The 10,000-nt window shown below is 45.1% G+C and carries 7 protein-coding genes and 1 pseudogene; 4 read left to right on the top strand and 4 right to left on the bottom strand.

Features of this window, described 5'->3' with window-relative positions:
* A pseudogene (locus LDL18_RS04720) lies at positions 1-506 on the top strand (primosomal protein N'); the annotation flags it as partial.
* A 2-nt stretch (positions 507-508) separates the two neighbouring features.
* Here LDL18_RS04720 and LDL18_RS04715 read toward each other — a convergent pair.
* Positions 509-1,903 carry a capsular biosynthesis protein gene (locus tag LDL18_RS04715; RefSeq protein ID WP_296507275.1) on the bottom strand — a complete coding sequence of 465 codons (1,395 nt, stop codon included), beginning with the start codon at positions 1,901-1,903 and terminating at the stop codon, positions 509-511.
* A gap of 405 nt (positions 1,904-2,308) precedes the next feature.
* On the opposite strand from LDL18_RS04715, the gene LDL18_RS04710 reads away from it, so the two are divergent.
* On the top strand, positions 2,309-3,784 hold the full coding sequence (locus tag LDL18_RS04710) for an LTA synthase family protein (protein WP_296507273.1): 1,476 nt from the start codon (positions 2,309-2,311) through the stop codon (positions 3,782-3,784).
* 12 nt (positions 3,785-3,796) lie between these two features.
* On the opposite strand, the gene LDL18_RS04705 is transcribed toward LDL18_RS04710, so the two are convergent.
* From LDL18_RS04705 to sppA, 3 genes are all read right to left on the bottom strand, one after another.
* Entirely contained in the window at positions 3,797-4,750 is a 954-nt protein-coding gene (locus LDL18_RS04705; protein WP_296507271.1) for a U32 family peptidase, read from the bottom strand.
* Positions 4,747-6,492 carry a U32 family peptidase gene (locus LDL18_RS04700; protein WP_296507269.1) on the bottom strand — a complete coding sequence of 582 codons (1,746 nt, stop codon included), beginning with the start codon at positions 6,490-6,492 and terminating at the stop codon, positions 4,747-4,749. Before LDL18_RS04700 ends, LDL18_RS04705 begins: the two co-directional genes overlap by 4 nt.
* A gap of 231 nt (positions 6,493-6,723) precedes the next feature.
* Positions 6,724-8,610 (bottom strand): signal peptide peptidase SppA, encoded by a 1,887-nt coding sequence (sppA, locus tag LDL18_RS04695; RefSeq protein ID WP_296507264.1) that lies wholly within the window; start codon positions 8,608-8,610, stop codon positions 6,724-6,726.
* Positions 8,611-9,000: 390 nt separating this feature from the next.
* Here sppA and groES point away from each other — a divergent pair, with 390 nt between their 5' ends.
* Positions 9,001-9,288, top strand: coding sequence for a co-chaperone GroES (gene groES / locus LDL18_RS04690; protein ID WP_012817583.1), 288 nt, complete (start codon positions 9,001-9,003; stop codon positions 9,286-9,288).
* A gap of 106 nt (positions 9,289-9,394) precedes the next feature.
* On the top strand, positions 9,395-10,000 hold a 606-nt coding region (locus tag LDL18_RS04685), incomplete at its 3' end, for a TCP-1/cpn60 chaperonin family protein (protein ID WP_296507260.1).

The raw sequence follows: 10,000 nt of genomic DNA, 5'->3' as shown, positions 1-10,000 counted from the left end.
CGGATATTGGTTTGCAAGGAGGCGATTTAAGAGCGTCAGAACATAGTTTTCAGCAAATTGCACAGGTTGCGGGACGGGCGGGAAGAAGTGCTCTGGACGGGCATGTTTTTATCCAGACATATGAACCGGAGATGCCCGTTATTTCGGCTTTGGCATCAGGCGATCGCGAAGAATTTTATCAAACAGAATTAGAAATCAGAGAGTTAACGGAAGCCCCGCCTTTTGGGCGCTATGTCGCCTTGATTATCTCTTCTGAAAAACAGGAAATAGCCGAGGCCGTTGGCCATCAATTGGGACAGAGAAAGCCGGAGGACAATGGAATAGAAGTCTTTGGCCCAGCACCTGCCCCATTATTACAATTAAGAGGCCGTTATCGGTATCGTTTTCTGATCCAAGCCAAGAGGAATATCCCAATACAACGGGTTATTCATCAATGGCTTTCAAAGATTTCTATTCCGTCTTCTGCCCGCATTACAATTGATGTTGATCCCTATAGTTTCTTTTAATGTTATGACCGTTTGAAAGCGATATTTCTTTTATGGCTTGCAACAGCAGTGACTAATTTTGAAGAAGGCCTTCGCTGTAAGCTAGCTGATAAATCATGCACAAGGCTAGGCTCAATCGGGCAGGCAGATTGCAAGCGAGTAAGAACGCCTTCCATCACTTTTTCAAGCGCCTCTTCAGAGAAGAAGCCACCTGCGACAAGGCATCTTTCAATTAAGACGCGCCGGAAAGCTCCAAAAATTTCCTGATCTGGTTTGCCAGGATTACTCCAGAAGTTATCCAGACTCCCTTGATAGGTAACGCCTTCAATATCATAAACAGCCTGCCCCAATGTGATGACCGGCACGTTACAATTTAAAGCCAAAGTGCCACAGGTGCTATTGATAGTTACCAGCGCTTGGGCTTTCTGGGTCACAAGGGCAATGTCACCGAGCTCCATATAGTCAATACGGTCGGTTATGCCGAGCCTGTCCGCGATCATCCGTATTTCAGCGCACCAGTCACGGACACCATTATCAAGAGGATGCTCTTTTATAACGAGCCTGAGATGTTTGGGCGCATGAAAGGCAAATGAGCCTAGAACTAATTCGATAGCCTCGAGCATTCCGTTAAAACGAGAATGCAACCTGACCTGAGAATCGCCATCTAGTTGCAACGGGAATAACACATAAGGCGTTTGTTCCCGTTCCAGCCGTTCTAGCAACATATCAGTACGAGCCTGTGCTTTTTTGCGGCGACATAAACGTCTTAACCAACCGACACCTTCGACCAAAGGTGGCCAAGGGCGGTAGTCCTTCCAATGGGGATAATGCCATTTTAAAGCCGCAGTAGCGAGGCTGTAAGCAACCCCTTCATAGGCACGCCGGACAAAAGAAGACGGCACGGGGCGGTGTTCAGCTATGGGAGGTAATTTAGCGGCCTCTGCCTTATACCATTCAGGATCTTTCGGTAAGGAAGAGTGACCATTGACACCGCCTAATTCGAGCGTAACCCAATCCGGACGGATATAGCCTTCTTCAAAAACATGCACGGGGATATGAAGTTTACGGCAAACATGGATAGCTGCCCGATGTAAAGCCCGACAATCACCAAATAAAATAACATCAGTGATATTCCGTTTTTTGACGGTTTCCTCAAAAAAAGCAGGCCAATCGTCTTCATTTCCGCAAAAATCGATACCGTTAGGCAAACGCCAAAAAAAGCGATCGCCACCATTAAAGTTAATTTTATAAACGGTATAACCGTGTTTTGTCAGAGCTTGACCAAGGCGGCGGAACAAAGGCCCCATTAACCCTTGCAGTAATAAAAGATTTCGTTTGGGGAGCGGCACCCGAGTGGCAGGCGCAGCAATTAAAGGCGCGTTATCACTCGCAGCAATCGTCTTCCGATATTCATACATGGTTTTTGTTCTCGGTAATACGCCTGATGAAATATCTGCTTGGGGATAAGCTTTGAAGGACGATTTCGGCCATACGGCCCCTTTCATCTACGCGATAGGAATAAAACAATTTCTTGTCTTGATTTAAAGACAATCGTTATACGAATGCTTCTGATAATAAAAACAAATCGGATTTAATAGCCCTGTTCATAGGCTATTTATGGAATTTATGGCAAGAATTTCACAATATTCTCATCATTCTAGAGAATTATTATGAGATGAGGTGTCGCTGCCATAGTGGAAAGCGCACAGAATATTCCTTTGACGCTTAAGGGGCATAGACAGAGTCACTATAGCGGCTCATAGACGTTTTTCTTCACCCATTATATTTTCTGATTTGATCGTAGTTTAAGGCAGTAATCCAAAGTGATAAATGACCTACTGTTTTTGGCAGTAACCCTTATTATAAGCTTTGTTATAGACCATTACGCCCTACCTTATGGTAGAAGAAGCAGCAGCGGTCTTATCCTTCATAGCGGTGTCGTCACAGCAGCCTATAGTCTATTTCTGTTCTTAACAGGTAATCCTTTATTATCATCCATTATAACTTTATCATTACAGTCAGCTTTAACCGCTATTTCAAATACAAAATATAAAATGCTTGGAGAGCCTTTAATTTTCTCCGATTTTTTAGTTTTGGTTTCTGTCGCACGTCATCCCCGATTTTATTTAACAGCGCTTTCTTCTTTAACCTGTTGGTTGCTGGCCACGGTAACACCTATTCTAATTTTGTTTTTTATTATTTTCAATAATAGACAATTTTCAGCCCACTTAAGAGGTTTTCTGCTTTTTGCGCTCGATGGTTTGTTTTTGTATTTTGCTTTGAAAACACCTCTTTTCAATCATTTAGCCATAGAGCCGTCTTTAGAAAAAGATTCAAAAAAATTAGGCATGATTGCGGTTCTATTTCTCTATTGGCAAAGATGGCGAGGAAGTCCCGATCCAACGCCTTTAAATTTCCAAGAAGAGCGTGAAGAAGAATTAGATTTATCGAGAAAACCCGAAATTATTCTGGTTATTCAATGTGAGTCCTTTATGGACCCAGCCCATCTTGTCCCAGAAGGCACAAGAGCCCCCTTGCCTGCCCTGAAAGAAGCGCAAAAATGGGCATGGAAAAGCGGTAAATTACACGTCAACGGTTTTGGTGCCTATACCATGCGGACAGAATATGGCGTGTTATTTGGAAGAGAAGACGACGACCTCGGCTTTCGCCAATTCGATCCTTTCATGACCGCCAAAAAAGAAATGACTTACGCCTTATCCGCGCGTTTGCAGCATTATGGCTATCAGTCATTTTTTGTCCATCCGCATGATATGCGTTTTTATAACCGTGACGATATTATGCCTTTGGCAGGGTTCTCTCGTTTAATCGGTCTAGACTATTTTTCATCACCAAAAGCAGGACAACGCTATGTCGATGATGTAACTTTAGGTAAAAAGATCATAGAGATTATAGAAGGAAATCAGCATCCAACCTTTATTTATACGGTAACGATGGAAAATCATGGCCCTTGGGATGCTGATGGTAAAGCGACACCGGAAGCCTTGCTTCTTTCCTATATTCGTCATGCAGAAAATAGCGATAAAATGTTGGGTGGGTTAGTATCCTATTTCAAAAAGGCAAAAAAACGGGCTGTTATTGCCTTTTTTGGAGATCATAGACCTAGTATTCCTGAAATTAGTGTGCCAACGCCTGAGCGATATACACCTTATGTTTTGCTCTGTTTTGATGAAGAAGGCATTATAACACCGCCCCAAGATAATGAGGAAGATTTGACTCCTGCCGGATTGCATCGGCTTATTTTTGAATACAGTCAAAAATTACCCGACAGGAAGTCATAAACGCGTCTTTGATCAAGCACTCTCTGTCTTTTTGAGGGGTGCCGGATTTAAAACGGGGCCGTCCGTGATAAATTTATGTCCCGGTTGGCCATAGAGAAAACCATTGGCAAAACCCGGCATTTCAGGATGATAGCTTGCCAAAAGCGTGCTTGCTTCTGTCGCATCAATTTGACCTGCCAAACATTTTCTAAACAGCGAAGCCGTTGCGACCATATCGCCTGACTGAGGCGACAAGCGGAAACTGTGTATTCCAGCCTGCTGTAATTCAGGAATAGCCTGAATTAAATTACCACAACCATAGGTCAGAGTTTGCATACCATTGACCGTTAAAAAAGGCTGATTTTCGAGAGTACTGATCGTCAAGCCATCCCGATGATGGAGACAAGCCAAACGACAATTATCTTTTGTTCGGCCTTTAGCGCGGGCATCAAAGCAACGAGCAGAAATAGAAATAGGTAATCGCCCAAAAACAATTACCTCTAAAGGAATAGTGCTTTTCTGGGCGAGTTCTTTGATAACCGTGGCGGGTAATTCAGGATTTAAGCAAGCCTTTTCAGCCCCTAAACGCGTTAAGAAATCAAGCGCGCCTTCGTTATAGATATTAACAAAAGGCCCCAAATGATGAGGCTTGCCCTGTAATAAACGCACAAGGCTAACATCATTTGCCTCGATAAGCCCATCGGTCTTTTCGACCAGCTCTTCCATCTCCCTGACTTCATCAGCGGTTCCGACCAAGGCCATAGAAGAAAAAACGATTTTCTTACCACCTTTTGTAAGACGATCCGTAATTTCCGGCAAATAGTGTTTTAAGAAAGGCGAGCGCTTGGAGCAGATGACCTCGCCTAGGTAAACGCTATCTACATCGCCTTCATCGGCAATACGAAAATAGAAATCCCGTAACATCTTAGCAGGCCACGGGAACATAACCGCGCCTAAAGACAAATGATCGCTAGTAGAACTACTCATCGCCACCCTTTCCGGTATGCTCCGCGGGTTTCTTCGCCCCCCTCGGCCAAATCACGTAACCTATTCAAAACATCGGGTAAACTGTCAGCAGATTTACCTGATGCTTCGGCATCAAGAAGCGCACGAAAACAGGAAACAACTTCTGTGGTATAAAAACGGCTACGCTGCCGACCTTCGATTTTAAAAGAAGTGACCCCTGCCGCCCTGAGGCTGGCAATATATTCAGCGGCGTTCAGGCATTCCGGTTTTTCAAAAAGATAAGAGGCTTCACCCCCTTTCGGGATATAGCGTCCCTTACAAAGGGTCGGATATCCTGCGGCTTCATCTTTTCCAAAACGATTGATCACAAAATCGCCAAGCTGCGAAATAAGAACACCCTCTTCATTCTTGTAACGGACATGTTCCGCTGGAGAGCAAACGCCGCAAAGATTAGGAGAACGACCCGTCGCATAGGCTGAAAGCGCACAGCGCCCTTCGGACATCGGAGATAAGCTACCGAAAATAAAGGTCTCGATTTCGATCGGCACTTTCTCTTTTAAAGCCGCGATTTCATCAAGCGTAAACATTCTTGGTAAAACCATGCGGTTAATACCAAACATTTCATAGTAGAACTGAATCGCCGCAGGGGTCGATGCCCCTGCCTGAACCGAAAGATGCCGCGACAAATGAGGGTAATGCTGGCTGGCATAAGAGAGCAATCCCATATCAGCCATGATAAGGGCATCAGCCCCTAATTCTGCGGCTGTATCAATGGCCTTATACCATGAATCCATATGTCCAGCAGCCGCATAAGTATTGATCGCGACATGAACACGCCGCCCTCTTTGATGCGCGTATTCGATCCCTTCTTTCAAATCTTCCCGAGTGAAGTTTAAGCCGGGATAATTACGGGCATTCGTCTCATCTCGGAAACCGAGATAAACAGCATTGGCACCAGCATCAATCGCTGACCTTAAAGCGGCAGGCGTTCCGGCAGGTGCCAATAACTCTATCGCATTTTTGGCCGTTTCACTAAGATCAGCGTTATTCTCTTGGTCTTTTTTGATAGAATTATGGACGACCTTTAACGGACTACCCTCTTCTTTGTGACGCAAGGCATCAATTTCAGCCTGCATTTTTGAGAGGCGATTTTCCAGTTTTGCTGTTTTCTTTAAAAAAGGGTCGATTATTCGATCGAGACAGCGATTGGCTACGCCACCGGCTTGGCTAAACATGCTGCGGAAAGGCCGTGGCAGCGTGAAAACATCTTTGAGCAGATCTTCTCCAAGACCATCCATCGCATTTCTAAGCGCAACAACGACAGACATATCGCCGTCCACTTTCAAATCGCGTGAAAAGAAAAGGGCATCCCCATCACTCTCACCATGAAGCAAATGAAAAAAGACTTCGAGTGAGGCTTCTAAACGCGCATCCATCTCTACCTTGTTCGACAAAGATTCAGGAGAAATCGCTGTTAAATGAGGATGACCATTGGAAATAGATAACAAAAAGCCAACCGTTAAATCTTTCGGCTGAATAAAAACGGTTTTGCCATCCAGTGGGCGCAGTCGCTCTTTCAAACCGGGAACGCGATGTTCTAGTCGTGCAACTATTATCCTGCATAAAGGCGTAATCATTGGCCGCGGTAATGCCGTCAAGGCCAATGAGAAAAAGAGATCTTGTCTCTCTGCTGACATAGAAAGAAAGGGGAAAGATCGTGCTGACGACGACGTATCGCGAAAAGATAAAGTGGAGGCATCCATAAATACGAATTCAGCCTTTAAAAATATTGCCTAAATTATTCTATGAAAAGCGCATTTAGGCAAGTCTATACAGGAATAAATTACCGAGAATAACCGGACACAAAGCGAACTGATTTAAGCATGTGGCATTACAGCCTAATTGAAAACCGATTTAGCATTGTATCGGAGATAAAAAAAGGCAGAGAAAAATCCTCTGCCTTTTTATGTTAAGGTAAAATCGGAGCAAATATCTTAGGGTCGTAGCGCCGTTTGTGTAATCAAACGATCGGCAAGATGGCGGTCTTGAGAGGTTGGTTTAACATCAACAGCACATTCCAAGCAGCGAGCCTGCATTGTAGAAGTCTGCGCTACGCCCCTTATTGCAGCAACTATCCGAACCAGTTGCGCCTGACTGTTGCCCGCCATAGAACCATAAGCGTCGATATTAGGATTACGGGCTACTATTTTGGCGTCTGAAGCCTGATGCTGAAACAGATTTTTTAAGATCATCTCAACAAAAGACGGCTCTTCATCAATAAACTGCATATGCGTATGGGTAGGGTCAAGATGAGCTCTTTTCGCAGCTTCGGTAACAGCGTCTTGTAAAGAACCATACTGATCGACAAGACCTATTTTCTTGGCATCTACACCAGACCAAACGCGCCCTTCGGCAATTTCACGCACCTTGTCCAAAGGTAGATGTCTTGATGAGGCTACAATTGAAGTAAAGCGATCATAAACGGTATCAACTCCAAATTGCATGAGCTGATCAAATTCAGGCGTCGTGCCACGGAAGACATCTGGCTGGCCGGAAAGGGGGGTTGTTTTGACCCCATCAGCAGAAAGGCCAATCTTGTGTAGCGTTTGCTGAAAGGTCGGAATCAGTGAAAAGACGCCAATCGAACCGGTGATTGTGGATGGATCCGCAAAGATTTTATCGGCTGGCGTCGATATCCAATAACCGCCGGAAGCGGCAACTGACCCCATCGAAACGATGACAGGTAAACCTTTGGCTTTGGCAGCAAGGATAGCGGAGCGCATTTGCTCAGCAGCAGAGACTGAACCACCAGGTGAATCTACTCTCACAACCAAGGCTTTGATATCGCCTTTTGCCAAAGTATCTAAAATGAGGGAAGAAATAGTGGAGCCGCTTACCTGACCCGATCGAGTTTCGTCGTCAACAATTTCGCCAGAAACAGTTATAACCCCGATAGCACTACCCGCAGAAGACGGTGGATTGGCGCCAATGAAAGAAGCGAGGGAAACAGCCTTAAAACTTCCAGGTTGTTTGTCTTTGCCCACAAGAGAAGCAACCCGATTTCCGAAGTCTATCGCATTACCGATATGGTCAATCATACCTGCAGATTGTGCTAATTCCGCGAAGCTATGACCACTCTTTAAAAAGCTTGTTGGATTAAGAGCCCATTCAGCGACATGTGCCTTGGGGCGGGCATGAGCTATATCTTGAAGGGTCGTCTGCCATAGAGAATTAGCCAAGGCCTGATTGGCAGCTTTGGCATCTGGGGATTGTTCGGTGCGCGTAAAGGGTTCGACAAAGGATTTAAAGCGGCCGACCCGATAAATTTTGGTTTCAACACCTAATTTATCCAAGAGGCCTTTATAGTAAAGTTGATTTCCTCCGACACCCAATAAAGCGACTTCACCCAGATTAGGTAACCAGATTTCAGTTCCATGAGCCGCAATGCGGTAACGGGCATCGTTGTAGAAACCAGCAAAAGAAAGAACAGGTTTACCAGCGGCTCTTACCTTATCTAAAGCATTATCAACTGCGCTGATCGCGGCACGTCCGCCACCGGAAAAGTCCGATAGATCAAGGACAACAGCTTTGATTTTAGGATTACGGGCGGCCTGCTCCAACCCATAGACAACCTCTCTTAAGAGGATTTCATTTTGATTGTTGTTATCCTGAATAAGATCAAGGAAACTGGTGCCTTCCGTTTTTTCAACAAGATTGCCTGAAAAATCAATGAGGAGCGCCCCGTCCGCAGCGGATGCAGCGCCAAGATTGCGACTTGAGATTGCACCATTTTTGGTGGTTAGGCATAGACCAACAAAAATAGCGCCAAAAAATAAAACGAGTAGTATGAGAGCCAGCACATCTTTTATGCCAACTAACATTTTCCAGAATAGCCGCAGTAATTTCAACGTTTTGGCTCCTTTGATTTCATGATTTATTTTTGTTGAGCCTGAGCCTTAATAAAATAAAGAGTCAAGCGGAATAGCCAGTCTAATCAGACCAAATGCCAGATAATGCGATGAACTTGGATGACATTTTAAACGGCGAAAATATATATTTCACGCCCTTACCCGTAAGATTTGAGCGGGGATATCATATGCAAAAACAAGCGAAGATTTTTATAAAAAGATGAAACAACAAATTTTTATAAAAATTTTTGAGGGATAGCTTGACGTCCCGAAATACTACCCCATATGGGGGTCATTGGCACCTCTAAAGGGAGAGTGCCAGCAGGAATTCCCCCTAGTTTTCGCAAGGGAAAAGGTGAAGATATGAATTTTCGTCCGCTACATGATCGAGTTTTAGTCCGTCGCGTTGCTGCTGAAGAAAAGACAGCTGGCGGTATCATTATCCCTGATACAGCCAAAGAAAAGCCGCAGGAAGGCGAAGTTATCGCAGCTGGTAACGGAACCCATAGCGAAGACGGTAAAGTCGTTCCTTTGGACGTCAAAGCTGGTGATCGGGTTTTGTTCGGTAAATGGTCAGGCACCGAAGTTCGCGTTGATGGTGAAGACCTCCTCATCATGAAGGAAAGCGATATTCTTGGCATTATCAGCTAAGATTTCTTTCTGACCTAATAGCTGGGCGCAGTTTTACGCTTACTTACTATAATTAGCATGATGTCATTTTCTTTTAGAATACATAATGCTTAGTTGGAGATTTTAAATGGCAGCGAAAGACGTAAAATTTTCGCGTGATGCGCGTGAACGGATTCTGCGCGGCGTTGATATCCTTGCCGATGCCGTCAAAGTAACCTTGGGCCCGAAAGGCCGCAACGTTGTTTTGGACAAAGCCTTTGGTGCGCCGCGTATCACCAAAGATGGTGTTTCTGTCGCCAAAGAAATCGAACTGAAAGACAAGTTCGAAAATATGGGCGCCCAGATGCTTCGTGAAGTGGCTTCCAAAACCAACGATCTGGCTGGTGATGGCACGACCACGGCAACCGTTCTTGCTCAGGCGATTGTTCGCGAAGGCATGAAATCCGTTGCAGCCGGCATGAACCCGATGGATCTGAAGCGCGGTATTGATCTTGCAGCAACGAAAGTTGTTGAAAGCCTCCGCAGCCGTTCCAAACCGGTTTCCGATTTCAACGAAGTGGCTCAGGTTGGTATCATTTCTGCCAATGGTGACGAAGAAGTAGGTCGTCGCATTGCAGAAGCCATGGAAAAAGTCGGTAAAGAAGGCGTCATCACGGTCGAAGAAGCCAAGGGCTTTGATTTCGAACTGGACGTCGTCGAAGGTATGCAGTTTGATCGCGGCTATCTGTCGCCT

Source organism: Zymomonas sp. (assembly GCF_020216885.1).
Taxonomy (GTDB): Bacteria; Pseudomonadota; Alphaproteobacteria; order Sphingomonadales; family Sphingomonadaceae; genus Zymomonas.
Note: the sequence above shows the minus strand (reverse complement) of the source record. Positions and strands in the feature narration are given on the sequence as shown.